The sequence below is a fragment of the Streptomyces sp. NBC_00443 genome, assembly GCF_036014175.1.
Taxonomy (GTDB): domain Bacteria; phylum Actinomycetota; class Actinomycetes; order Streptomycetales; family Streptomycetaceae; genus Streptomyces.
Genome location: NZ_CP107917.1, coordinates 7,027,064 through 7,052,061, shown reverse-complemented (window position 1 = coordinate 7,052,061; position 24,998 = coordinate 7,027,064). Strand labels below are relative to the sequence as shown.

13 protein-coding genes, 1 tRNA gene and 5 pseudogenes are annotated in these 24,998 nt (G+C 69.2%); 11 read left to right on the top strand and 8 right to left on the bottom strand.

Annotated elements, in window-relative coordinates:
* Positions 1–13: 13 nt before the first annotated feature.
* Entirely contained in the window at positions 14–148 is a 135-nt protein-coding gene (locus OHO27_RS32050; protein ID WP_328428444.1) for an SPW_0924 family protein, read from the bottom strand.
* A gap of 195 nt (positions 149–343) precedes the next feature.
* A pseudogene (locus OHO27_RS32045) lies at positions 344–2,106 on the bottom strand (lytic transglycosylase domain-containing protein).
* 328 nt (positions 2,107–2,434) lie between these two features.
* On the opposite strand from OHO27_RS32045, the gene OHO27_RS32040 reads away from it, so the two are divergent.
* Positions 2,435–3,301 (top strand): DUF4184 family protein, encoded by an 867-nt coding sequence (locus OHO27_RS32040; RefSeq protein ID WP_328428443.1) that lies wholly within the window; start codon positions 2,435–2,437, stop codon positions 3,299–3,301.
* A gap of 522 nt (positions 3,302–3,823) precedes the next feature.
* Here the strand turns inward: OHO27_RS32040 and polA are convergent.
* Complete coding sequence (polA, locus tag OHO27_RS32035; protein ID WP_328428442.1) at positions 3,824–6,550, bottom strand: DNA polymerase I; 2,727 nt, start codon at positions 6,548–6,550, stop codon at positions 3,824–3,826.
* A 180-nt stretch (positions 6,551–6,730) separates the two neighbouring features.
* On the opposite strand from polA, the pseudogene OHO27_RS32030 reads away from it, so the two are divergent.
* The 7 genes and pseudogenes from OHO27_RS32030 (at position 6,731) to OHO27_RS32000 (ending at position 15,972) form a co-directional block, all read left to right on the top strand.
* Positions 6,731–9,009 (top strand): annotated as a pseudogene (locus tag OHO27_RS32030) (FdhF/YdeP family oxidoreductase).
* Between the two features lie 46 nt (positions 9,010–9,055).
* Positions 9,056–9,544 (top strand): PaaI family thioesterase, encoded by a 489-nt coding sequence (locus tag OHO27_RS32025; RefSeq protein ID WP_328428441.1) that lies wholly within the window; start codon positions 9,056–9,058, stop codon positions 9,542–9,544.
* 724 nt (positions 9,545–10,268) lie between these two features.
* On the top strand, positions 10,269–11,498 hold the full coding sequence (locus tag OHO27_RS32020; protein ID WP_443059638.1) for a branched-chain amino acid ABC transporter substrate-binding protein: 1,230 nt from the start codon (positions 10,269–10,271) through the stop codon (positions 11,496–11,498).
* A 114-nt stretch (positions 11,499–11,612) separates the two neighbouring features.
* Positions 11,613–12,540 (top strand): annotated as a pseudogene (locus tag OHO27_RS32015) (branched-chain amino acid ABC transporter permease).
* Between the two features lie 23 nt (positions 12,541–12,563).
* Positions 12,564–14,375 (top strand): branched-chain amino acid ABC transporter permease, encoded by a 1,812-nt coding sequence (locus tag OHO27_RS32010; protein WP_328430615.1) that lies wholly within the window; start codon positions 12,564–12,566, stop codon positions 14,373–14,375.
* A gap of 5 nt (positions 14,376–14,380) precedes the next feature.
* Positions 14,381–15,259 (top strand): ABC transporter ATP-binding protein, encoded by an 879-nt coding sequence (locus OHO27_RS32005; RefSeq protein ID WP_328428440.1) that lies wholly within the window; start codon positions 14,381–14,383, stop codon positions 15,257–15,259.
* A complete protein-coding gene (locus tag OHO27_RS32000) occupies positions 15,256–15,972 on the top strand; it encodes an ABC transporter ATP-binding protein (RefSeq protein WP_328428439.1) in 717 nt (238 codons plus the stop codon). Before OHO27_RS32005 ends, OHO27_RS32000 begins: the two co-directional genes overlap by 4 nt.
* A 74-nt stretch (positions 15,973–16,046) precedes the next feature.
* Here OHO27_RS32000 and OHO27_RS31995 read toward each other — a convergent pair whose 3' ends face one another.
* Positions 16,047–16,703 carry an ANTAR domain-containing response regulator gene (locus tag OHO27_RS31995; RefSeq protein WP_328428438.1) on the bottom strand — a complete coding sequence of 219 codons (657 nt, stop codon included), beginning with the start codon at positions 16,701–16,703 and terminating at the stop codon, positions 16,047–16,049.
* Between the two features lie 101 nt (positions 16,704–16,804).
* Between OHO27_RS31995 and OHO27_RS31990 the strand changes: the two genes are divergently transcribed.
* A tRNA-Leu gene (locus OHO27_RS31990) sits at positions 16,805–16,879 on the top strand.
* 106 nt (positions 16,880–16,985) lie between these two features.
* Positions 16,986–17,748: pseudogene (locus tag OHO27_RS31985) on the top strand (transcriptional regulator).
* Between the two features lie 42 nt (positions 17,749–17,790).
* Here OHO27_RS31985 and pyk read toward each other — a convergent pair.
* Both pyk and OHO27_RS31975 read right to left on the bottom strand, forming a co-directional pair.
* A complete protein-coding gene (gene pyk / locus OHO27_RS31980) occupies positions 17,791–19,227 on the bottom strand; it encodes a pyruvate kinase (protein ID WP_328428437.1) in 1,437 nt (478 codons plus the stop codon).
* Between the two features lie 143 nt (positions 19,228–19,370).
* Positions 19,371–20,084, bottom strand: coding sequence for an SIMPL domain-containing protein (locus OHO27_RS31975; protein ID WP_328428436.1), 714 nt, complete (start codon positions 20,082–20,084; stop codon positions 19,371–19,373).
* 150 nt (positions 20,085–20,234) lie between these two features.
* Here OHO27_RS31975 and OHO27_RS31970 point away from each other — a divergent pair.
* A pseudogene (locus tag OHO27_RS31970) lies at positions 20,235–22,039 on the top strand (bifunctional metallophosphatase/5'-nucleotidase).
* Between the two features lie 28 nt (positions 22,040–22,067).
* Here OHO27_RS31970 and OHO27_RS31965 read toward each other — a convergent pair.
* Both OHO27_RS31965 and OHO27_RS31960 read right to left on the bottom strand, forming a co-directional pair.
* Entirely contained in the window at positions 22,068–23,522 is a 1,455-nt protein-coding gene (locus tag OHO27_RS31965) for a lysine N(6)-hydroxylase/L-ornithine N(5)-oxygenase family protein (RefSeq protein ID WP_328428435.1), read from the bottom strand.
* Positions 23,519–24,892 (bottom strand): pyridoxal phosphate-dependent decarboxylase family protein, encoded by a 1,374-nt coding sequence (locus tag OHO27_RS31960; RefSeq protein ID WP_328428434.1) that lies wholly within the window; start codon positions 24,890–24,892, stop codon positions 23,519–23,521. The genes OHO27_RS31965 and OHO27_RS31960 overlap by 4 nt, the downstream gene beginning before the upstream one ends.
* Between the last annotated feature and the right edge of the window lie 106 nt (positions 24,893–24,998).

Genomic DNA, 24,998 nt, shown 5'->3' with positions numbered 1-24,998 from the left:
CCCGGGCGGGCGGTTACGGGTGTGTGGGCACCGTCGTCAGCAGCGGCTTGGGGGATGTCTCACCCGCCGGTGACCCCATCGCGGTCATCGCGAGGACCAGGGCGAGCGCGGCGACGAGACCGGTCGCGGCGGCGATCAGGGCGCGCATACGGTCTCCCGAATCCCGGACTGTGACAATCCCCGACTGTCAGTCCGGGACTGCCACATCTGATACGTCGTCAGGTTCGGCACCGTAGCAACGGGCGGGCGAGATGAGAACACGTTGCGCGCATGAACACGCGCATGAAGAAAGGGCGCCCCGTCCGCCGTAGCGGGGGGCGCCCTTCGGTGGACTCCGCGGCGCTTACGCGCTCGGGCTCGGTGATGCCGATCCGGACGCCGATTCCGATGCCGACGGCGTCGGGCTGGGCGATGTCTCGGCCGCCGCCACCTTCAGCTCGACGGTCAGGGTCGCGCCGCCTGCCGTGTTGATGCGGAGCAGGAACGTGCCGGTGGTGTCGTCGGCGTACAGCTTCGGCAGCTTGAGCAGGCCCTTCGCGTCCGTCGTCAGGCCGGTCAGGGTGCGTACGGCCTTGCTGTCGGCGTCCTTGAAGTAGGGGCCCTTGTCGTTCTCGGCCGGGTCGTCCGCCGACTTGATGAGCGTGGCGGTGGCCGCGACCTTGTCCGCCACGGCGCCCTTGTAGGTGGCCTTCACCTCGACCTGGTCGGCGAACTCGCCGCCGGGCGTGCAGGTCAGCGCGGTCTCGCTGGTGCGGGTCAGGGTGTCGGCGGCGCGCTCGGTGACGGTGGCCGCGTAGTCGAGGCCGGTGACCATACGGCCCACGACCGTGGCGCGGACCACGAAGTCGCCGGTGCCCTCACCCGCCTTGAGCGCGGGCGCGGTCGCCTCGCCGGCGCTGTTGGTCAGCGCGGTCGCGTACTTCTCGCCGGTGCTGAAGGTGGCGTCGGTGGGACCGATGATCGTGAAGCGGACCCGGACCTTGGCGACGGTCTTGCCGGCCTTGGTCTCGGCGCGGGTCCCGATCTTCTCGGTGAAGGTGTCGCCGGCCATCGCGGTGAGCTTGGCGGTGCCCGCGTCCTCCAGGTGGTGCACGGTGTCGGTGGGCGTGGGAGGCGTCGTGCTCGGCGGCGTGGTGCCCGGCGGCGGCGTGGTGCCCGGCGGCGGCTTGGGGCTGGTCGTGCCGTTGTCGCCGCCCGGCTTGGGGCTGCTCGGCGTCGTCGGTGTCGTCGGCGTGCCGGGCGTCGTGGGCTGGGTCGGCGTGGGGCTCGCGCCCGCCGTGTCGTCGCTGCGGTCCGACGGGAGGGTACCGGTGCCGTCCGGGATCTCGTGGGTGCCCTTGCGGTAGTACTCCAGCCACGTCATGACGAGGTTGAGGTAGTCCCGCGAGTTGTTGTAGCTGAGGATCGCGCTGTCGAGGTCGCCCTGGGTGGACAGGTCCCAGCCGAAGCGGCACAGGTAGTGGCCGGCGGCGAGCGCGGCGTCGTAGATGTTGTTGGGGTCCTTCTTGCCGTCGCCGTTGCCGTCGCGGCCGGCCCACTCCCAGGTGGAGGGGATGAACTGCATGGGGCCGACGGCACGGTCGTACGAGCTGTCCCCGTCGTAGGCGCCGTTGTCGGTGTCGCCGATGTTCGCGAAGCCGTTGCCGTTGAGCTGCGGGCCGAGAATCGGGGAGGTCGTGGTGCCGTCGGCGTTGACGCGGCCGCCGCGGGCCTGGCCCGATTCGACCTTGCCGATCGCGGCGAGGAGCTCCCAGGGCAGGTTGCAGCCGGGCTTGGCCTGCTGGAGTGCGGTCTGGGCCCTCTTGTACGCGTCGAGGACGGTCGCGGGGATGCCCGCCTCGGTGACGCCCGGGTCGACGGGGGTGTCGGCGGACGGCGAGGGGTTGGGGCTGTTCAGCGGCGGCAGGTCCGTGTAGTACGGCGAGTTGCCGGTCGCGCTGTCCTCGGCGGGTGTGTCGGGGGAGGGCTGGGTGCCGGTGGTGACTCTTCTGCCGGCGTCGTCAGTTATCACTCCCGGAGCCTGGGACGCGGCCAGTGCCGCGACCACGACCGCGGCCACCGTGGTGTTCACCGCCCCTTGCGGAGCCTGCCGAATTGCGCCGCCATGAAATGGACCCCTCCCGTGGACGCCCGGGCGCCCGACTCTGCCTGCCGGCCGGGCTCGCCGTGCCGAGCCCACCCCTGTTGTGACGATCGACTCGCCGCGACAGTTGCCCTCGCGGCACGCTTTTAGTCGCTGTTCATCTGTTCGGCCGCATGCCCCCGGCTCGGCGACCCAGGCGACACTACGACAACTTCCTTTGCGAGGGCACCCGTTGGTGCCCGATTTTTACCAGTTGGCCACATGCGGGCTGTCCGTCGGATGTCCCTCATACTGGCTTCGCCGACGCCCGGGGCCGATGCGCCCCGCCAACACCCCGCACGAGGAGCCCCGTTGCCGTTCACGCTCAGCCACGCGGCGGCCGTACTGCCCGGCATACGTACCGACGGAACCGGCCGCCTGGCACTCGTACCGGCCGCACTGGTGGCGGGGTCGTTCTCTCCCGACATGACCTATTACGTGGCGAGTGTCCTGCCGGAGGCGATGAAGTTCGGCGATGTCACGCACTCGTTCGCGGGTGTGTTCACCGTCGATGCGGCGGTCGCCTGGGCGCTGGTGGGCCTGTGGCTCCTGCTGCGCGAGCCGCTGGTGGCACTGCTGCCGCCGCGGCGACAGGCACGGCCGGCCACACTGTTGCGCTGCGGGGCGCCACGCACGCGTGTACGGCCGTCGTCGGCGCTGCGCTGGTACGTCTCGGCCGTCCTCGGCTCGCTGACGCATGTCGTGTGGGACGCGTTCACCCATCTCGACCGCTGGGGGATGCGGCTCTTTCCCGTCCTGGGCGAGGAGATCGCGGGATCTCCGCTGTACTGGTATCTGCAGTACGGCGGTTCGGCGGTGGCCGCGGTCGTCATCGCCGCGTTCGTGATCGTGGCGCTGCGGCGGACCGGTGCGGTCGCGCCGGTCGGTGTTCCGGTGCTCTCGGTACGGGACCGGTGGTGGGCCGCTGTGGTGATCGGCGGGTGTGCCGCGGTGGCGGCCGTGCAGCGGGCGGCGCGCTGGTGGGCCTACTGGGGGTCCACCGCGAAGTACTGGGAGCTGATTCCCACGCTGTGCTTCGGAGCGGGCGCGGGGCTCGTTCTGGGGTTGGTGCTGTACGCCGTGGGCGTCAGGGTGTGGCGTCCGGTCCGGGGCCCTGGCAGTTCGGGTGCGGATGCGGATGGGGCCGGTCGCGAGCCGAGCCGTCCGGGGGCTCGGTGACGGTTGCGGCCGTCGCGACGGACATGGTGACGATACGGCCCGAACGGCCGGGGCGGCAGCGTGGGAGTGCGGTGCGGGCGAGGGCCAGGTAGCCCCGGAGGGTTGCCGCCCTGTGCCGCAGAGCTCCCATCAGGTCGGCGGGGATGCGGGCGGTGCTTGCGCCGGAGGCGACGAGTGGGACCGTGGGGCGCGCTGTGGGGGCGTCTTCGGTGTTCGCGTTCGCCGATGCCGGGGCCGTCCGGCGGTTGAGCGTGCGTATACCCATGCCCGCATCCTTACGGGCGGGGGGCGGAGGGAGCGCTTCTGCGGGGGCCACGCGAGTGACGGGTCCCTCCGGGGGTTGGGCGGAATCCGAGCGTCTGCGGGGTGGCGGTTGTCTTGGGCCGCGGGTCGTTTGTGGCTGGTCGCGCAGTTCCCCGCGCCCCTTTGGGGCGCGTTGTGGGTCCGTCCCTCCAAAGCGCCACCGGATGCCGGGCAGGATGCCAATCTGCCCGGCATTGACGGGAGGGCCTGCGTTGGCGACTAGTGGGCCGCCGACTCCCAGTCCGGGCCCGCGCCTACCGAGACGCCCAGGGGGACGTTGAGGTGGACGGCGTCGGACATTTCCCGGCGGACCAGTGCCTCGGCGGCCTGGCGCTCGCCCGGGGCGATTTCCAGGACGATTTCGTCGTGGACCTGGAGGAGCATGCGGGAGGTGAGGTTCTCCTCCCGCAGGGCCCGGTCGACGTTGAGCATGGCGATCTTGACGATGTCCGCCGCCGTGCCCTGGATGGGCGCGTTGAGGGCCATGCGCTCGGCCGCCTCGCGGCGCTGGCGGTTGTCGCTGTTGAGGTCGGGGAGGTAGCGGCGGCGGCCGAAGAGCGTCGCCGTGTAGCCCGTCGCCCGGGCCTCGTCGACGGCGCGGCGCAGATAGTCACGGACGCCGCCGAAGCGCTCGAAGTAGGCGTCCATCAGCGCGCGGGCCTCGCCGGCGTCGATGTTCAGCTGCTGGGAGAGGCCGAAGGCCGACAGCCCGTAGGCCAGGCCGTACGACATCGCCTTGATCTTGCGGCGCATCTCCGCGTCCACCGCGGCGGGCTCCACGGCGAACACCTGCGAGGCCGCCGTGGTGTGCAGGTCCTCGCCCGAGGTGAACGCCTCGATGAGGCCCTCGTCCTCGGAGAGGTGGGCCATCACGCGCAGTTCGATCTGGCTGTAGTCCGCGGTCATCAGGGACTCGAAGCCCTCGCCGACCACGAAGCCCCGGCGGATCGCCCTGCCCTCGTCCGTGCGGACCGGGATGTTCTGCAGGTTCGGGTCGGTCGAGGAGAGGCGGCCGGTCGCCGCGACCGTCTGGTTGAAGGTCGTGTGGATACGGCCGTCCGCCGCGATCGTCTTGATCAGGCCCTCGACGGTGACACGGAGCTTCGCCTGCTCGCGGTGGCGGAGCATGATGACCGGCAGTTCGTTGTCGGTCTGGGTGGCCAGCCAGGCCAGGGCGTCGGCGTCCGTCGTGTAGCCCGTCTTCGTCTTCTTCGTCCTCGGCAGGGCGAGTTCGCCGAAGAGGACCTCCTGGAGCTGCTTGGGCGAGCCCAGGTTGAACTCGTGCCCGGCCGCGGCGTGCGCCTCCTTCACGGCCTGCTGCACGGCGCCCGCGAACATCTGCTCCATGGCCTCCAGGTGCGCCCGGTCGGCCGCGATGCCGTGCCGCTCCATGCGGGCCAGCAGGGCGGAGGTCGGCAGCTCCATGTCGCGGAGCAGGTCCGCGGCACCGACCTCCTGCAGACGGCCCTCGAAGGCCTCGCCCAGGTCCAGGACCGCGCGGGCCTGGATCATCAGCGCCTCGGCCTCGGCGCCGTCGTCCGCGCCGAAGGCCAGCTGGCCGTCGGCCGCGGCGGCGGGGGCCAGCTCGCGGTGGAGGTACTCCAGGGACAGCGCGTCCAGGTCGAAGGAGCGGCGGCCCGGCTTGACGAGGTAGGCGGCGAGTGCGGTGTCCATGCGCACGCCGGCGATGCTCCAGCCGTGCTCGGCGAAGACCCGCATCGCGCCCTTGGCGTTGTGGAAGATCTTCGGCCTGTCGGCGTCGGCCAGCCAGGCGGTGAAGGCCTTCTCGTCGGCCTCGTCCAGCTGCGACGGGTCGAACCAGCCGGCCGCGCCGTCGGCCGCGGCGAGGGCGACTTCGGCGACCGAGCCGGTGCCGAGCGCCCAGGCGTCGACGGTGGCCACGCCGAGGGGCTCGCCGCCGTGCTCCGCCAGCCAGGGGGCCAGCTCGCCCGTACCGAGCACGGCGCCGTCCAGCTCCACGCCCTCGGTCGAGATCGGGGTGGCCTCGGCCTCCTCGGATCCGGGGTCGACGCCGAAGAGTCGCTCGCGCAGTGAGGGGTTACGGATCTCCAGGGTGTCCAGGATCATCGCGACGGCCTTGCGGTCGTACGGCACGCGCGCGACCTCGGCGACGGTCTTGGGCAGTTCGACGTTGCGCTCCAGCTCGGTCAGGCGGCGGTTGAGCTTGACCGACTCCAGGTGGTCGCGCAGGTTCTGGCCGGCCTTGCCCTTGACCTCCTCGACGCGCTCGACCAGCTCGGCGAACGAACCGAACTGGTTGATCCACTTCGCCGCCGTCTTCTCGCCGACGCCCGGGATGCCCGGCAGGTTGTCGGACGGGTCGCCGCGCAGGGCCGCGAAGTCGGGGTACTGGGCGGGCGTCAAGGCGTACTTCTCGAAGACCTTCTCCGGGGTGAAGCGAGTCAGCTCGGAGACGCCCTTGGTCGGATACAGCACCGTCGTGTGCTCGCTGACCAGCTGGAAGGAGTCCCGGTCGCCCGTGACGATCAGCACCTCGAAGCCTTCGGCCTCGGCCTGGGTGGCGAGCGTGGCGATCACGTCGTCGGCCTCGAAGCCGTCGACGGCGAACCGCGAGACGTGCATCGCGTCGAGCAGCTCGCCGATCAGCTCGACCTGGCCCTTGAACTCGTCCGGGGTCTTGGAGCGGTTCGCCTTGTACTCCGTGAACTCCGCGGAGCGCCACGTCTTGCGGGACACGTCGAAGGCCACCGCGAAGTGCGTGGGCGCCTCGTCGCGCAGCGTGTTGGCCAGCATCGACGCGAAGCCGTAGATCGCGTTCGTCGGCTGGCCCGTCGCGGTCGTGAAGTTCTCCGCGGGCAGCGCGAAGAACGCGCGGTAGGCCAGCGAGTGCCCGTCCATGAGCATCAGGCGGGGCCGGCTGCCGCCGGGGTTGGTCTCGGTCTGCTTCGATGCTGTCTCTGCCACGTCCCCGATCCTGCCACGCCCCACTGACAGTCGGTCCCCACCGGGGGGTGCGGCTCCCGGGAGGGGGTTCGCCGAGCGGTCAGGGAGGGGATACGGGTGCCGGGCCCCCGCCCCCGTTGTCGGTCCCGCGTGCGAGGATCGGAGATGTACCTCACACGTGTACACAAAGGAGAGCGCGCGATGGCCACCAAGCCGCCCAAGGGCGATCCGGTTCAGGACGCGCCCCAGGTCGCCGAGCCGAAGCATGTTGCGGCGGGGCTGCCGGCCATCGGGCACACCTTGCGGATCGCGCAGCAGCAGATGGGCGTGAAGCGCACCATGCTGACGCTGCTGAACGTCAACCAGAAGAACGGCTTCGACTGCCCGGGCTGCGCGTGGCCGGAGCCGGACCACCGGCACAAGGCGGAGTTCTGTGAGAACGGTGCGAAGGCGGTGGCCGAGGAGGCCACCCTGCGCCGGGTCACCCCGGAGTTCTTCGCCGCGCACTCCGTCGCCGATCTCGCGACCAGGAGCGGTTACTGGCTGGGCCAGCAGGGGCGCCTCACGCACCCCGTGTACCTCCCCGAAGGGGGCACGCACTACGAGCCGGTGACCTGGGAGCGCGCCTTCGACATCATCGGCGAGGAGATCACCGCCCTCGGCTCCCCCGACGAGGCCGTCTTCTACACCTCGGGACGCACCAGCAACGAGGCCGCGTTCCTCTTTCAGCTCTTCGCGCGTGAGCTCGGCACCAACAATCTGCCCGACTGCTCGAACATGTGCCACGAGTCCTCCGGGTCGGCGCTGAACGAGACCATCGGCGTCGGCAAGGGCAGCGTCCTGCTGGAGGACCTCTACAAGGCCGACCTGATCATCGTCGCCGGGCAGAACCCGGGGACGAACCACCCGCGCATGCTCTCCGCCCTGGAGAAGGCCAAGGCCAACGGCGCGAAGATCATCAGCGTCAACCCGCTGCCCGAGGCAGGCCTGGAGCGCTTCAAGAACCCGCAGACTCCGCAGGGCATGCTCAAGGGCGCCGCCCTCACCGATCTGTTCCTGCAGATCCGTATCGGCGGCGACCAGGCCCTGTTCCGCCTCCTCAACAAGCTGATCCTTGAGACGCAGGGCGCCGTCGACGAGGAGTTCGTCCGCGAACACACCCACGGCTACGAGGAGTTCGCCGCGGCCGCCCGTGCCGCCGACTGGGACGGGACCCTGACGGCGACCGGCCTCACGCGCGCGGAGATCGAGGAGGCCATGGCCATGGTCCTCGCCTCGCAGCGCACCATCGTCTGCTGGGCCATGGGCCTCACCCAGCACAAGCACTCCGTGCCCACCATCCGCGAGGTCGTCAACTTCCTTCTGCTGCGCGGCAACATCGGCCGCCCGGGCGCGGGCGTGTGCCCGGTGCGCGGTCACTCGAACGTGCAGGGCGACCGCACGATGGGCATCTTCGAGCGGCCCGCCCCGGCCTTCCTGGACGCCCTGGAGAAGGAGTTCGGCTTCGCGCCCCCGCGCGAGCACGGTTACGACGTCGTACGGGCCATCCGCGCCCTGCGCGACGGCGAGGCGAAGGTCTTCTTCGCGATGGGCGGCAACTTCGTGTCCGCGACCCCGGACACCGTCGTCACCGAGGCCGCCATGCGGCGCGCCCGGCTCACCGTGCACGTGTCGACGAAGCTCAACCGCTCGCACGCCGTCACGGGCGCGCGTGCGCTGATCCTGCCCACCCTCGGCCGGACCGAGCGCGATCTCCAGGGCGGCGGTGAGCAGTTCGTGACGGTCGAGGACTCCATGGGCATGGTGCACGCCTCCCGGGGCCGACTGGAGCCCGCGAGCGCGCATCTGCTGTCGGAGCCGGCCATCGTGTGCCGCCTGGCACGCCGCGTGCTGGGCGAGAGCAGCGCCACCCCTGGGAGGAGTTCGAGAAGGACTACGCGACGATCCGGGACCGTATCGCCCGCGTGATCCCCGGCTTCGAGGACTTCAACGCGCGCGTGGCCCACCCCGGCGGCTTCACGCTCCCCCACGCCCCGCGCGACGAGCGCCGCTTCCCGACGGCGACGGGCAAGGCCAACTTCACGGCGGCTGGGATCGAGTACCCGACGGTGCCCGAGGGGCGGCTGCTGCTGCAGACCCTGCGGTCGCACGACCAGTACAACACCACGATCTACGGCCTCGACGACCGGTACCGGGGCATCACGAACGGACGCCGGGTCGTGATGATCAACCCCGAGGACGGGCAGCGGCTGGACATCGCCGACGGCTCGTACGTCGACCTGGTGAGCGAGTGGAAGGACGGCGTCGAGCGGCGGGCGCCCGGCTTCCGTGTCGTCCACTATCCGACGGCCCGGGGCTGCGCGGCAGCCTACTACCCGGAGACCAATGTCCTCGTCCCGCTGGATGCCACCGCGGACACCAGCAACACCCCGGCCAGCAAGTCCGTGATCGTGCGTCTGGAACAATCGGCGACCGACTGAGCGTTTGCTCAGTCGACGCACACCACGACGAACGGAGCCGGGCCCCATGGGCGAGCAGCAGCATGTGAAGTTCCCGCAAGAGGTCATCGACGAGTACGCCGCGCTCGGCGTCGACCTGCCGGCCCTGTTCTCCGCCGGGCACCTCGGGACGCGCATGGGTGTCCAGATCGTGGAAGCGTCCGCCGAGCGGGTCGTGGGGACCATGCCGGTGGAGGGGAACACCCAGCCGTACGGGCTGCTGCACGGCGGCGCGTCCGCGGTGCTCGCCGAGACGCTCGGGTCGGTGGGCTCGATGCTGCACGCCGGCAGCTCCAAGATCGCGGTCGGCGTCGACCTGAACTGCACCCACCACCGTGGCGCCCGTGCCGGCCTCGTCACCGGCGTGGCCACGCCCCTGCACCGGGGCCGCTCGACGGCAACGTACGAGATCGTGATCAGCGACGAGGCCGGGCGGCGTGTCTGCAGCGCCCGGCTGACCTGCCTGCTGCGTGACGTGAACCCGAGCGACGGCGAACAGCTCCGGGCGATGGGCTGAGCCGACACAGGGGCCCTCTTGCGGCGACTCCCTCGAGGGCAACACCCTTTGCCGCCCGGCCCGGCGGCCTGCACCCCCCGGCTCGATTCCGCGCCGCGAGCAACGCCCTTGCACCACCCCGCCGTTGAACCCGGACGCCCGGCGGCCTAACGTCGAGGCATGACGTCGGGAGGGGCCCCCAGGAGCGGGGCGGCGCCCGGACTCCCGCTCTCGGCCGCCGGGTTGATGGCCGAAGGCGGTGAGCCGGGCAATGCCCAATTCCATTTTGGTGCCTCATACACGAAAACAGCCGAAGAACTCCGACCGACTTTCCCGGCTGTAACTCTGCGTAATACGGCTGCAATACAGGCCCTCACTTCTCCCCCCGTGAGCACCCTTCCCACACGTCCGCAAAGACCCCTGGGCAGCCTTCGGCAACGATCCAGGTAATCACCAAAACGTGTGAACACTCGTGAAGATGCTACGCGCGAACGCTGCAAGTTCTCACTATGTGGACAGGGCGAATCGGCCGGAAATCCACTCTTCCCCCCGCGGAGTACCGCTCTGCGTTACCCCGTGTCATAACAAGAGCGTCACAGCCTTGGTCAGAGCCTCCTCCATGTTCCCCACCCGCGCTTAGAGTCACGGCCAGTCACGGCGCCATCGGATTCGAACTCACTTCGACCCAGCGCTCGACTCGGCGAGTTCCATGGGGGGCCGCCGTGCCAGGGAAAGGACCTGATTCGTGCGTCAACGTTCGATCATCGCCATAACCGCCGCGCTTGCGGCGGGATCGCTGACTCTCACGGCTTGTGGGTCGCGTGACGACGACGGCGGCAGCAGCAACGGCGACAAGACCACTGTGGTGATCGGTGTCGACGCCCCGCTCACCGGCGACCTGTCGGCGCTCGGCCTCGGCATCAAGAACTCCGCCGACCTGGCCGCCAAGACGGCCAACAAGAAGGAGTACGTCAAGGGCGTCGAGTTCAAGATCGAGGCTCTCGACGACCAGGCGCAGCCGTCCGTCGGCCAGCAGAACGCCCAGAAGTTCATCAGCAACAAGGACGTTCTCGGCGTCGTCGGCCCGCTGAACTCCAGCGTCTCGCAGCAGATGCAGAAGCCGCTCAACGACGCCGGCCTGACCCAGGTCTCCCCCGCCAACACGGGCACCGAGCTGACCCAGGGCGACGGCTGGAAGACCGGCGACTCGGTCCGCCAGTTCAAGACGTTCTTCCGTACGGCCACCACGGACGAGATCCAGGGCGCCTTCGCCGCCGACTACCTGTACAACCAGGCGAAGATCAAGAAGGTCTACCTGATCGACGACCAGAAGACCTACGGCGCCGGCCTCGCCGCGTCCTTCAAGGCGAACTTCACCAAGTCCGGTGGCCAGATCGTCGGCACCGACCACATCAACCCCGACGACCGTGACTTCAACGCCGTGGTCGCCAAGATCAAGAAGACCGGCGCCGAAGCCCTGTACTACGGCGGCGAGTACCCGGCCGCCGGCCCGCTGAGCCAGCAGCTCAAGGACAGCGGCCAGAAGATCCCGCTCATGGGCGGCGACGGCATCTACTCCGGCGAGTTCCCGAAGCTGAACAAGAAGGCCGAGGGCGACCTCGCCACCTCCGTGGGCAAGCCGGTCGAGCAGCTCGACTCCGCCAAGGCGTTCATCAAGGACTACGAGGCCGGCGGCTACGAGGACGCCTACGAGGCGTACGGCGGCCTCACCTACGACGCCACCTGGTCGATCATCGAGGCCGTCAAGCTGGCGGTCGAGGGCAACGACGGCAAGGTCCCGTCCGACGGCCGCAAGGCTGTCCTGGACGCCATGGCGAAGGTCAAGTTCGACGGTGTCACCGGCACCATCTCCTTCGACGAGTTCGGTGACACCACGAACCACACGATGACCGCGTACAAGGTCAAGAGCAACGCGTGGGCGCCCGAGTTCAGCGGCGAGCCCAAGCTGGGCTGAGCAGAGGACGAGTAAACAGCACTCCACAAACACACATTGATCCAGGCCGCGCGGGATCGCCCATCAGCGCTCCCGCGCGGCGCCATATCCGAACCACTCCACGGAGGCCCTGCGGTGCACGAACTGCCGCAACAGCTGGCCAATGGACTCATCCTCGGCGCGATGTACGGACTCATCGCGATCGGCTACACGATGGTCTACGGCATCGTCCAGCTCATCAACTTCGCCCACGGCGAGATCTTCATGGTCGGGGGTTCGGGGCCCTCACCGTCTGGTTGGTACTCCCCGAGGGCTTCGGCCTCGGGGCAGCAGTCCCCCTCATGATCATCGGTGGCGTCCTCGTGTCGGTCGCCGTCGGCACGGCGGCGGAACGCTTCGCCTACCGGCCACTGCGCACCGCGCCACGACTGGCACCCTCATCACCGCCATCGGCCTGTCCATCGTCCTGCAGCAGGCCGTGTGGATGTGGTACCCGGACGCGAAGAAGGACCACCCCTTCCCGCAGTTCGACGGCGGTCCGATCGAAATCCTCGGCGCCAACATCCAGCGCGGTGACCTCTTCGTCCTCATAGCCGCCCCGCTGTGCATGCTCGCCCTCGGCCTGTTCGTCACCAAGACGCGCTCCGGCCGCGGCATGCAGGCCACCGCCCAGGACCCCGACACGGCCAAGCTGATGGGCATCAACACCGACCGCATCATCGTCATGGCCTTCGCCATCGGTGCCGCGTTCGCCGCCATCGCCGCCGTCGCCTACGGCCTGAAGAACGGTCAGGTCGGCTTCCGCATGGGCTTCCTGATGGGCCTCAAGGCCTTCACCGCAGCCGTGCTCGGCGGCATCGGCAACATCTACGGCGCCATGCTCGGCGGCCTCGTACTCGGCGTCGCCGAGTCCCTTGCCACCGGCTACATCGGCGACATCCCCGGCATGGACCTCTTCGGCGGCGGCGCCTGGAAGGACGTGTGGGCGTTCGCCCTGCTCATCCTCGTACTGCTGTTCAGACCACAAGGCCTGCTCGGCGAACGCGTCGCGGATCGGGCGTGATACCCATGACCACCGACATCCCCATGGACAAGACCACCGCCACCGCCAAGGTGTCCACCGCTCCGGCGACCCCGATCATCCCGCTGCCGCACGCCGCGGCACGCGGACTCACCGTCGCCGGCACCGCCATCGCCCTCATAGGCACCTTCCTCGCCTGGACCTGGACCAAGGAGTTCCCGGGCAACCTGACCGTCACCGGCTACCCGGGCGGCCTTCAGGTCCTCACTCTCGTCGGGTCCCTGCTCACCCTGCTGTTCGCCCTCTCCGGCTACGGCATCCGGGGCCTGGGCTGGCTCACCCCCGGCGGCAAGAACAGCCCCGTCCTGCTCGCCGCTCTCGGCGTGTTCGGCACCACGGGCTACTCGATCGGCGCGATCACCCAGGAGCTCGGCGGCCTGGTCAACCTGGAGCCGGGTGCCTGGGTCGCCGGCATCGGCGCCCTCCTCGCCGTCATCGGTGCCCTCGGCCTCCCGGTCGACCAGCCCTACAGCGCCGCGGACCCGACCCCGAACCTCTGGGGCCGTATCCGCCACTCGCTCACCGCACCCGATCCCGGCCGTGCCAAGGACCTGCCCTCCTGGGTGGAGATCCTCATCATCGCCGCGGGCTTCGGCGTCGGCCTGTACGTCTTCGCGTACGGCATCGGCACCGAGTACTCCGAGCTGTTCATCGGCTTCCTGATCGTCACGGCGTTCGGCTTCACCGCGGTGACCCGCGCGGGCCTGCTCAAGCGGCTCTCGGCGCTCACCGCCAAGCACCGCAACGTGGCCATGGCGGCGGCCTTCGTCGCGGCGATCTGCTTCCCCTTCACCCAGACCAACGACCAGTTCGCCCTCATCGGCGCGAACATCCTGATCTTCGCCACGGTCGCGCTGGGCCTCAACGTCGTCGTCGGCCTCGCCGGCCTGCTCGACCTCGGCTACGTCGCCTTCCTCGGCGTCGGCGCCTACGCCGCCGCCCTGGTCTCCGGCTCCCCGCAGTCGAGCATCGGCGTCGAGTTCCCGTTCTGGGCCGCCGTTCTCACCGGCGCCGCCGCCTCGCTGATCTTCGGCGTGGTGATCGGTGCCCCGACCCTGCGGCTGCGCGGCGACTACCTCGCCATCGTGACGCTCGGCTTCGGTGAGATCTTCCGCATCACCATGAACAACCTGAACGGCAACAGCGGACCGGACGTCACCAACGGCTCCAACGGCATCCCCAACATCCCGGACCTGGAGATCTTCGGGTTCAACCTCGGGCTGCCGCACAACGTCCTGGGCACCGAGCTCACCCGGTCCGGCAACTACTACCTGCTGATGCTGGCGTGCACGGCGATCGTCGTCCTGGTCTTCCGCCGCTCGGCGGAATCCCGCATCGGCCGCGCCTGGGTCGCCATCCGCGAGGACGAGACCGCCGCCACCGCGATGGGCATCAACGGCTTCCGCCTCAAGCTCCTCGCGTTCGCACTCGGCGCCTCCCTCGCCGGCCTCGCCGGCACCGTCCAGGCGCACGTGTCGTACAGCGTCACGCCCGAGCAGTACCAGTTCGCCGGCTCCGTTCCGCCGAACTCGGCCTTCCTGCTCGCCGCCGTCATCCTCGGCGGCATGGGCACCATCAGCGGCCCGCTGATCGGCGCCGCGCTGCTCTACCTGATCCCGGCCAAGCTGCAGTTCATGGCGGAGTACCAGCTGCTGCTCTTCGGCATCGCGCTGATGCTGCTGATGCGCTACCGCCCCGAAGGCCTGGTCGCCGACCGCAGGAAGCAGCTCGAATTCCACGAGACCGGACAGCTCGACGTACCGGAGGACAAGCCATTGCCCGAAGGCGCGACCGGCGTCGCGAAGGCAGGGGCGTGACCGCCATGACCACCACCACGACCGCACCCACCACCACGACGGTGCTCGACGCCACCGGCGTCACGATGCGCTTCGGCGGTCTGACCGCCGTGCGCGACGTGAACCTCACCGTCAACACCGGCGAGATCGTCGGCCTCATCGGCCCCAACGGCGCCGGCAAGACGACCTTCTTCAACTGCCTCACCGGCCTGTACATCCCGACCGAGGGCAAGGTCGCCTACAAAGGCACCGTCCTGCCGCCCAAGCCGCACCTGGTCACCCAGGCCGGCATCGCCCGTACGTTCCAGAACATCCGGCTCTTCGCCAACATGACCGTTCTGGAGAACGTGCTGGTCGGACGGCACACCCGCACCAAGGAAGGCCTCTGGTCGGCCCTGTTGCGCCTGCCCGGCTTCAAGAAGGCCGAGGAGGCGTCCCGGGCCCGGGCCATGGAACTCCTGGAGTTCACCGGTCTCGCCGCCAAGGCCGATCACCTCGCCCGCAACCTGCCCTACGGCGAACAGCGCAAGCTGGAGATCGCCCGGGCACTGGCGAGCGAGCCCGGTCTGCTCCTCCTCGACGAGCCCACCGCCGGTATGAACCCGCAGGAGACCCGGGCCGCCGAAGAGCTCATCTTCGCCATCCGGGACCAGGGCATCGCCGTCCTCGTCATCGAGCACGACATCCGGTTCATCATGAACCTGTGTGACCGGGTCGCCGTGCTGGTCCAGGGCGAGAAGATCGTCGAGGGCCCCGCCGAGGTCGTCCAGGCCGACGAGCGCGTCATCGCCGCCTACCTCGGCACGCCCTTCGAGGGCGAGCCGGGCAAGGAGGAGGTCGCCGAGGTCGAGGCCGCGGAGGCCGGCGTCGAGGCGCAGAGCAGCACGGAAGGGGACGACAAGTGACCGCACTGCTCGAGGTCGAGGACCTCAGGGTCGCCTACGGCAAGATCGAGGCCGTCAAGGGCATCTCGTTCAAGGTGGAAGCGGGCGAGGTCGTCACCCTCATCGGCACCAACGGTGCCGGCAAGACCACGACCCTGCGCACACTGTCCGGTCTTCTCCAGCCGCTGTCCGGCCAGATCAAGTTCAACGGCCAGTCGCTGAAGAAGGTCCCCGCCCACAAGGTCGTCGCGCTGGGGCTCGCCCACTCCCCCGAGGGCCGGCACATCTTCCCCCGCATGACCATCGAGGACAACCTCCGCCTCGGCGCGTTCCTGCGCACCGACAAGGAGGCCATCGAGAAGGACATCAAGCGGGCCTACGACCTGTTCCCCATCCTCGGAGAGCGCCGCAAGCAGGCCGCGGGCACCCTCTCCGGCGGTGAGCAGCAGATGCTCGCCATGGGACGGGCGCTGATGTCCCGCCCGAAGCTGCTCATGCTGGACGAGCCCTCCATGGGCCTCTCCCCCATCATGATGCAGAAGATCATGGCGACCATCCAGGAGCTCAAGTCCCAGGGCACCACCATCCTGCTCATCGAGCAGAACGCCCAGGCCGCGCTCTCCCTGGCCGACCACGGCCACGTCATGGAGGTCGGCAAGATCGTCCTCTCCGGCAGCGGACAGGACCTGCTGCACGACGAGTCGGTACGCAAGGCGTACCTCGGCGAGGACTGATCGCCCGGTCCCTCATGAGTGAGGCCCGTGCCCCCGGTCAGGGGCGCGGGCCTCATCCGTTCTTCTCAGGTACGTCAGCCCTTGGCGGCCTTCTTCTCGTCGGCGTCCTGGATGACGGCCTCGGCGACCTGCTGCATCGACATCCGGCGGTCCATGGAGGTCTTCTGGATCCACCGGAACGCGGCGGGCTCGGTCAGCCCGTACTCGGTCTGGAGGACGGACTTCGCCCGCTCCACCAGCTTGCGCGTCTCCAGGCGCAGGGTGAGGTCGGCGACCTCCTTCTCCAGCTCCTTCAGCTCGGTGAACCGCGATACGGCCATCTCGATCGCCGGCACGACGTCGCTCTTGCTGAACGGCTTGACCAGGTACGCCATCGCACCGGCGTCCCGGGCCCGCTCGACGAGGTCGCGCTGCGAGAACGCGGTCAGCATCAGCACCGGGGCGATGCTCTCCTCGGCGATCTTCTCGGCCGCCGAAATGCCGTCCAGCTTCGGCATCTTCACATCGAGGATGACGAGGTCGGGCCTGTGCTCGCGGGCCAGTTCGACGGCCTGCTCACCGTCTCCGGCCTCACCGACGACGGTGTACCCCTCTTCTTCGAGCATCTCTTTGAGATCGAGCCGGATCAGCGCCTCGTCCTCGGCAATGACGACACGGGTCGTCAGCGGAGGCACGTGCGACTTGTCGTCGTCGGGCGCGTCTACGGGCTGGGGCGACTCGGGGGCGGTCACGGGGGCTCCTCGTTCAGGGGCAGGGGTGCTGCTCCCAAGAGCCTACCTAGCTACGGTATGGTGGACGGGCAGTGGGTCGAGGTAAACCTTCGATTTACTGGGCCCCGGTAGCCCAATTGGCAGCAGGCAATGGATTCAAAACCCATACAGTGTCGGTTCGAGTCCGACCCGGGGCACTTTTCCTTCGATTCCAAGGTCGGCTTGGAGAAGCGGATGTCCACGTTCTCGTGAACATCCGCTTTTTGCTGCGTGTCGCCGCGATCACTCTCACAGAGTGGCCACATGTACGACGTGAGCACACGCAAGCGAGCACTCGCGCTGGTTACCCAGGGGCGCAGCCTGAATTCGGTGAGCCGAGAGACGGGCATCTCACGCGCCGCGATCCGCTCCTGGCAGCATCGCCTGGAGCCACCGCCTACCTCGCATGACAACTCCAGACCCTGGACCACCCGCTGACAACTGTGCGTACGCCTACCTGCTGGGTCTCTACCTCGGCGACGGCTGTATCAGTGCGCACCCACGCGGCACCGGCTACTACCTCCGCATCGCATGCGCCGATGCATGGCCCGGCCTCCTCCAGCAGTGCCGCGAGGCCATCACGCAGGTTCGCCCCGGCATCGGCGTCTACACCCTTCAGAAACAGGGGTACGCGATGGTGACCAGCTACTCCCGGCACTGGCCCTGCCTCTTTCCCCAGCATGGCCCTGGCAAAAAGCACGAGCGCTCCATCGTCCTCGAACCCTGGCAACAGGAAATCGTCGACGCCCACCCCTGGGAATTCATTCGGGGCCTCATCCACTCCGACGGCTGCCGCATCACCAACTGGACGACTCACCTCGTCGGCGGTGAGCGCAAGCGCTACGAATACCCCCGGTACTTCTTCACCAACGTGTCCGACGACATCCGTCAGCTCTACACGGACACCCTCGACAAGCTCGGCATCGTTTGGACGCAGTGCACCCGTAACGGCAACCCTTACAACATCTCCGTCGCTCGCAAAGCCTCCGTAGCCCTCATGGACGAACACGTAGGCCCCAAGCACTGACCGCACCACAAAGGGCCCCTCCAAAGAGGGGCCCTCCGCAGGCTACTTGGGGCTGTCGTCCTCCCCGATGTGATGCACCCGCACCATGTTCGTCGACCCCGACACCCCCGGAGGCGACCCCGCCGTGATGACGACGACGTCGCCCTTCTTGCAGCGGCCGTACTTCAGCAGCAGCTCATCGACCTGATCGACCATCGCGTCCGTCGACTCCACGTGCGGCCCCAGGAACGTCTCCACACCCCACGTCAGATTCAGCTGGGAACGCGTTGCCGGCTCCGGTGTGAAGGCCAGCAGCGGGATCGGCGAGCGGTAGCGGGACAGGCGGCGGGCCGTGTCGCCGGACTGAGTGAAGGCGACCAGGAACTTCGCGCCCAGGAAGTCGCCGATCTCGGCCGCCGCGCGGGCCACCGCGCCGGGCTGGGTGCGGGGCTTGTTGCGTTCGGTCAGGGGCGGCAGGCCCTTGACGAGGATGTCCTCCTCGGCCGCCTCGACGATCTTCGCCATCGTCCGGACCGTCTCGATGGGGTACTTGCCGACGCTTGTCTCGCCGGACAGCATCACCGCGTCCGTGCCGTCGATGACGGCGTTCGCCACGTCCGACGCCTCCGCCCTCGTCGGGCGGGAGTTCTCGATCATCGAGTCGAGCATTTGCGTCGCCACAATCACCGGCTTGGCGTTGCGCTTGGCCAGCTTGACGGCGCGTTTCTGGACGATCGGGACCTGTTCCAGCGGCATCTCCACGCCCAGGTCGCCGCGGGCGACCATGATGCCGTCGAAGGCGGCCACGATGTCGTCGATCGCCTCGACCGCCTGCGGCTTCTCCACCTTGGCGATCACCGGTAGGCGGCGGCCTTCCTCGTCCATGATGCGGTGGACGTCCTCGATGTCCCGGCCGCTCCGCACGAACGAAAGCGCGATGACGTCGAAGCCCGTGCGCAGCGCCCAGCGCAGGTCGGCCTCGTCCTTCTCGGAGAGGGCGGGGACAGACACCGCGACGCCCGGGAGGTTGAGGCCCTTGTGGTCGGAGACCATGCCGCCCTCGATCACCGTCGTGTTCACGCGGGGGCCGTCGACGGAGGTGACCTCCAGGCACACCTTGCCGTCGTCGACGAGGATGCGTTCGCCGGGGGTGACGTCGGCGGCGAGGCCGGAGTAGGTGGTGCCGCACTGGTGGCGGTCGCCCTCGGCGCTCTCCTCGACGGTGATGGTGAAGGTGTCCCCGCGTTCAAGGAGTACGGGGCCTTCGGTGAAGCGGCCGAGGCGGATCTTCGGGCCTTGAAGGTCGGCGAGGACGCCGACGCTGCGGCCGGTCTCGTCGGAGGCCTTCCGCACGCGCTGGTAGCGCTCCTCGTGATCGGCGTGGCTGCCGTGGCTGAGGTTGAATCGGGCGACGTCCATGCCGGCGTCGACCAGTGCCTTTATCTGGTCGTACGAGTCGGTGGCGGGGCCCAGGGTGCAGACGATTTTCGCTCGGCGCATGTTTCGACTCTATGACTTACCGGCGGGTAGTGAATTGGTGCCGCATGTCTACTCAACAACCTTTGCGTGAAGGGCTATTGACAAGTGTTGAATTGTGCACCGGGGTGCTCCGATGAGCGTTCGAATGACCTCTGAGGGGCTATTCACAGGTGCGGCGGCACCATGGTGAATCGCGCATTGACCTCGGCGTGGACCTGCTGACGCTGGGGTTCGAGGTCGAGCGGGGCGGCGGCGTCCTCTTCGGTGGCGTAGGCCATCGAGCGCATACGGCCCCCGCGGGTCTGCGGGTAGGCCGGCGGGGCGTTCTCCGCGCCGATGTCGGCGAGTTCCACCAGCGCGGCCAGGGAGGTCCCCAGCGCCTCGGCGTACTCCCGCGCGCGCTGCACGGCCTCCCGTACCGCCTGCTGCCGCGCTTCCCGGTGGGCCGGCGAGTCGGGGCGCAGGGCCCACCAGGGACCGTCCACGCGGGTGAGCTCCAAGTCGGCGAGGCGTGTGGTGAGTTCGCCGAGCGCCGTGAAGTCGGTGAGTTCGGCCGTGATGTGGACGCGGCCGTGGTAGGCGTGGATGCGTTCGCCGCGGCCCTTGTCCTTCAGTTCGGGGCTGATGGAGAAGGCGCCGGTCTCCAGGCGCTCGACCGCGTCGCCGTAGGTCTTGATGAGGTCGAGGACGCCGGCGTTGCGGCGGGTGAGGTCGTCCAGGGCGGCGCGGCGGTCCTTGCCGCGGGAGGCCACGGTGACGCCGATGCGGGCGATCTCGGGGTCGACCTCGAGGTGGGCCTCGCCGCGGACGGCGATACGGGGGGCGTCGGGGGTGCCGTAGGGGACGGCGGGCTGGAGTTCTCCTGAGGGGGCGGTCATACGTCCCACTCTGTCATCGGTTGGCCGGCTGGGGGCCCGGCGGTTCACAGCTTCGGTCACCAGATCGAAACGTGCGGGGTCTGTTGCAACTCGCCATGGGCAGGTCAGAATCTACGCGCGTTGTTGACCATTCGCCCGGGAGAAGCACTCATGCCGTTGAACCGCCGTAAGTTCCTGACGAAGTCCGCCGTGACCGGAGCGGGGGTGGCGGTGGCCTCTGCGGTGAGTGCCCCGGCGGCGAAGGCCGCGCGGCCGGCGAAGGGGTCCCGGCCGAAGAAGCGGTATGCGCTGACGGTGATGGGCACGACCGACCTGCACGGCAATATCTTCAACTGGGACTACTTCAAGGACGCGGAGTACTCCGACGCCAAGGGCAACGCGAAAGGGCTGTCCCGGGTCTCGACGCTGGTGAACCAGGTCCGCGAGGAGAAGGGCCGCCGCAACACGCTGCTCATCGATGCGGGCGACACGATCCAGGGCACCCCGCTGACGTACTACTACGCCAAGGTCGACCCGATCACCGCCAAGGGTGGTCCGATTCACCCGATGGCGGCGGCGATGAACGCCATCGGGTACGACGCGGTGGCCCTCGGCAACCACGAGTTCAACTACGGCATCGAGACGCTGCGCAAGTTCGAGGACCAGTGCCACTTCCCGCTGCTGGGTGCGAACGCGCTGGACGCGAAGACGCTGAAGCCCGCCTTCCCGCCGTACTTCATCAAGAAGTTCCGTGTGCCGGGCGCCCCGCCGGTCAAGGTCGCGGTCCTCGGTCTGACCAACCCCGGCATCGCGATCTGGGACAAGGCGTACGTCGAGGGCAGGATGGTGTTCCCGGGGCTGGAGGAGCAGGCCGCGAAGTGGGTGCCGAAGCTGCGTTCGATGGGTGCGGACGTGGTGGTCGTGTCGGCGCACTCCGGTTCGTCGGGGACGTCGTCGTACGGTGACCAGCTGCCGTACATCGAGAACTCGGCGGCGCTGGTCGCCCAGCAGGTGCCGGGCATCGACGCGATCCTCGTCGGGCACGCGCACACGGAGATCGCGGAGCTGCTGGTCACGAACGAGAAGACGGGCAGGACCGTCGTGCTGTCCGAGCCGTTGTGCTATGCCCAGCGGCTGTCGCTGTTCGACTTCGAGCTGGTCCTCGACAAGGGCTGCTGGAAGGTCGAGTCGGTGAAGGCGACGGTGCGCGACTCGAAGACGGTCGCCGACGACCCGAAGATCACCAAGCTGCTGAAGGACGACCACGACATCGTGGTGGAGTACGTCAACCAGGTCGTCGGCACGGCGACCGAGAAGCTGACGACGGTCGACGCCCGCTACAAGGACGCCCCGATCATCGACCTGATCACCAAGGTGCAGGAGGACGTCGTGAAGGCGGCGCTGGCGGGCACGGAGCACGCCTCGCTGCCCGTCATCGCCCAGGCCTCTCCTTCTCGCGCACCTCGGAGATCCCGGCCGGCGACGTGACCATCCGGGATCTGTCGAGCCTGTACGTGTACGACAACACGCTGGTCGCGAAGCTGATGACGGGTGCGCAGATCAAGGCGTACCTGGAGTACTCGGCGGAGTACTTCGTGCAGACCGCCGCCGACGCGGCCGTCGACGTCGACAAGCTCACCAACGCCGGCAACCGCCCCGACTACAACTACGACTACGTGTCAGGGCTGTCGTACGAGATCGACATCGCGCAGGCGGCGGGTTCGCGGATCAAGAACCTGGCCTACAGCGGTGCCGCGCTGGACGACGCCCAGAAGTTCGTGTTCGCGGTGAACAACTACCGGGCCAACGGCGGCGGCGCGTTCCCGCATGTGGCGTCGGCTCAGGAGCTGTGGTCGGAGTCGACGGAGATCCGCACCCGGATCGCGGAGTGGGTGACCGCGAAGGGCGTGCTGGACCCGAAGGACTTCGCATCGGTGGACTGGAAGCTCACCCGGAACGGCACGCCGGTGTTCTAGCCGGAGTCGAACCAACCGGTCAGGAGCCTCAGATCCCGTCCATCAGCGGTGTCAGCACCTTCGGCTGACGCGCCCGCGGGATCCGGGGCTCCTGCTGTTCGAGGCCGAAGGTGGTGAACGCCGTACGGGTGGGCAGCGGGTAGGTCTCCTTGCCGGTGACGGAGTTGAGGATGCTGGCGCTGCGCCAGGCCGCGAGGCCGAGGTCGGGGGTGCCGATGCCGTGGGTGTGGCGCTCGGCGTTCTGGACGTAGATGTTGCAGCCGGAGCCGGTGACGGACGGGTCCATGACCAGGCGGTACTGGTCGTCGATGCGCGGGCGTTCCCGGCTGTCGAGGCGCATGTAGGGGTCGAGGCCGGCGAGGATGCGGGTGAGGGGGCGCTCGCGGTAGCCGGTGGCGAGGACGACCGCGTCGGTGGTCAGGCGTGAGCGGGTGTTCTGGTGGACGTGCTCCAGGTGGAGCTCCACCTTGGTCGTGGCGATCCGGCCCGCGGTGCGGACCTGCACGCCCGGGGTGAGGACGGTGTCGGGCCAGCCGCCGTTCAGGGTGCGGCGGTAGAGCTCGTCGTGGATGGCGGCGAGGGTGTCGGCGTCGATGCCCTTGTGGAGCTGCCACTGCGAGGCGACGAGCTGGTCGCGGACCGGTTCGCCGAGGGCCTGGAAGTAGCGGGTGTAGTCGGGGGTGAAGTGCTCCAGGCCGAGCTTGGAGTACTCCATGGGCGCGAAGGCCTCGGTACGGCCGAGCCAGTGCATCCGCTCGCGCCCGGTGGGGCGGCGCCGGAGCAGGTCGAGGAAGATCTCGGCGCCGGACTGTCCGGAGCCGATGACGGTGATGTGCTCGGCGGCGAGGAGCCGCTCGCGGTGTTCGAGGTAGTCGGCGGCGTGGATGACCGGGACGGCGGGTGCATCGACGAGGGGCCTGAGCGGGTCGGGGACATCCGGTTCGGTGCCGATGCCGAGAACGATGTTCTTCGCGTACGTACGGCCCAGCGCCTCGGCCTCACCGTCGGGGGCGAGCTGGGTGAAGTCGACCTCGAAGACGTCGCGTTCGGAGTTGAAGCGGACCGCGTCGACCTGGTGGCCGAAGCTCAGCCCGGGGAGGTTCTCGCAGACCCAGCGGCAGTAGGCGTCGTACTCGGCGCGCTGGATGTGGAAGCGCTCGGCGAAGTAGAAGGGGAACAGCCGGTCGCGGGTCCTGAGGTAGCTGAGGAACGACCACGGGCTCGCGGGGTCTGCGAGCGTCACCAGGTCCGCGAGGAAGGGGACCTGGATGCGGGAGCCTTCGATGAGGAGGCCGGGGTGCCAGGCGAACGCGGTGCGCTGTTCGTAGAAGACGGCGTCGAGTTCGGCGAGGGGGTGGGCCAGGGCGGCGAGGGAGAGGTTGAAGGGGCCGATGCCGATGCCGACGAGGTCGCGGGGGGTGTCGGGGTCCTGGCTCGGCGCCTTGGGGTGCCGGTCGGCCGGGGGGTTGGTCTGCGGGGTCATCCGGGGGTGTTTCCTTCCACCAGTTTCAGGAGGGCGGCCAGGTCGTCCGGGCGCGTGTGGGGGTTGAGGAGGGTCGCTTTCAGCCACAGGCGACCGTCTGTGCGGGCCCGGCCGAGGACGGCGCGGCCGTCGGTGAGGAGCGTTCGGCGTACGGCGGCGACGGCGTCGTCGGTGGCGTGTGCGGGCCGGAACAGGACCGTGCTGATGGTGGGCTGGTCGTAGAGCTCGAACCCGGGGTGACCGTGGACGAGGTGGGCGAAATCGAGGGCTCTGGCGCAGACCTGCTCGACGAGCCGGCCGAGTCCGCTGCGGCCGAGGGTCTTGAGAGTGACAGCGATCTTGAGGACGTCGGGTCGGCGGCTGGTACGCAGGGACCGGCCGAGCAGGTCCGGCAGTCCGGCCTCGATGTCGTCGTCGGCGTTGAGGTAGTCGGCGCGGTGGTGGAGCACGGCGAGGCCGCCCGGGTCACGGACGGCGAGGAGCCCCGCGGCGACGGGCTGCCAGCCGAGCTTGTGCAGATCGAGGGTGACGGTGTCGGCGGCGTCGAGGCCGGCGAGCCGGCCGCGGTACCGGTCGCTGAACAGCAGACCTCCGCCGTAGGCGGCGTCGACGTGCAGCCGGGCGCCGTGGGCGGCGCACAGGGCGGCGACCTCGGGGAGCGGGTCGATGAGACCGGCGTCGGTGGTGCCCGCGGTGGCCGCGACCAGGTGGGGGCCGGGCAGCTGGGTGAGGGCCTCGTCGAGTGCGGCGGGGTCGAGGACACCGGCGGGCGCGGGCACGACGACGGGGTCCGGCAGGCCGAGCAGCCAGGCGGCACGGGGCAGCGAGTGATGTGCGTTCGCCCCGTGCACCAGCCTGACTCCGGCGCCGTGTGCTTCTCGGGCGAGGAGGAGGGCGAGTTGGTTGGATTCGGTGCCGCCGGTGGTGATCAGGGCGGTGGCACCGCCCTCGCTGCCGAAGACCTCCCCCGCGAGTGCCTGCGTCACCAGCGCCTCCAGTTCCGACGCCCCCGGCGCCTGGTCCCAGGAGTCCAGGGAGGGGTTGAGGGTGGAGGCGGCCAGGTCGGCGGCGGTGGCGAGGGCGAGGGGTGGGCAGTGGAGGTGGGCGGTGCACAGGGGGTCCGCCGGGTCGGCGGCGGCTTCGGCGAGGGCCCGGACGAGGGTGTGGAGGGCGTTCGGGTCCCCTTCGTCCGGCAGGACGTCCCCGACCGCGGCCCGGATGCGCTCGGCCACCGCGTCCGGGCCGCCCGAGGGCAGGGGGCCCCGGCGTGCGCGGGCGCCCTCGCCCAGCGCGTCGAGCACGGTGTCGAGCAACGGCCGCAGGGCGTGGGGACCTTCCGGGCCTGAAGCGAGCGACGGCAGCGTGCTCATCGTGGCCTCCCGGGCGCTGGACATGAGCGACTTCCAGCTTGTACGCAGTTACGCGATGACGCCCGAAAAGCCCAATGATCGGAACCCGAAAGTGGGTATTTCCGTA